This window comes from Pseudoroseomonas cervicalis ATCC 49957, assembly GCF_000164635.1.
Classification (GTDB): Bacteria; Pseudomonadota; Alphaproteobacteria; order Acetobacterales; family Acetobacteraceae; genus Pseudoroseomonas; species Pseudoroseomonas cervicalis.
Map to the genome: position 1 here is coordinate 1 of NZ_GG771171.1, position 710 is coordinate 710.

1 protein-coding gene is annotated in these 710 nt (G+C 77.6%); it reads left to right on the forward strand.

What is annotated here, in order from left to right; all coding sequences use genetic code 11:
- The coding region (locus HMPREF0731_RS22400) for an ABC transporter substrate-binding protein (RefSeq protein ID WP_007006560.1) at positions 1 to 710 on the forward strand (710 nt) is incomplete at both ends.

Below are 710 nucleotides of genomic sequence, written 5' to 3' on the forward strand. Positions count from 1 at the left end.
CGCTGGCTGGCCGCGCCTGGTGCGCGACGGGCTGGGGCGGGAGGTGTGCCTGCCCGCGCCGCCGCAGCGCATCGTCGCCATCTTCGCCTCCAATGTGGAGCTGCTGGCGGCGCTCGGCCTGGTCTCCCGCATCGTCGGCATCGAGGCCTATACGCGCCACCCGCCCGAGGTGCTGGACCGGCCGCTGGTGGGCGGGCGGCTCGGCTTCTCGGCCGAGGCGATGGCGCGGCTGCGGGCCGATCTGGTGGTGATGACGCCGGCCCGCCAGGCCGCCGGCACGCTGATCGGCCCGCTCTCGCGCGCCGGCATCCCCTGTCTGGTGGTGGAGCATCGCGACATCGCCCAGCTTTTCGCCAATGTCGCGCTGCTCGGCGCGGCGACCGGGCGGGAGGATGCGGCGGCGTCCCTGCTCGGCGGGCTGCGGGGCCGGCTGGATGCGGTCGCGGCACGGCTGGCGGGCCGGCCCCGGCCGCGCGTCTATCTGGAGGTGTCCTCGACCGGGCGCGGCAGCTTCGGCACCGCCCGGCCGCAGAGCTACACGGCGGATGCCATCCGCCAGGCCGGGGGCGCGCTGGCCTTCCCGCATCTGCCCGGCCCCGCGCAGGTCTCGGGCGAGGCGGTGCTGCGCGCCGATCCCGACATCATCCTGCTGGCCGGCACGCCGGCCCAGGCCGCCGCCCTGCCCGCCCGGCCCGGCTGGGAGGGGCTGC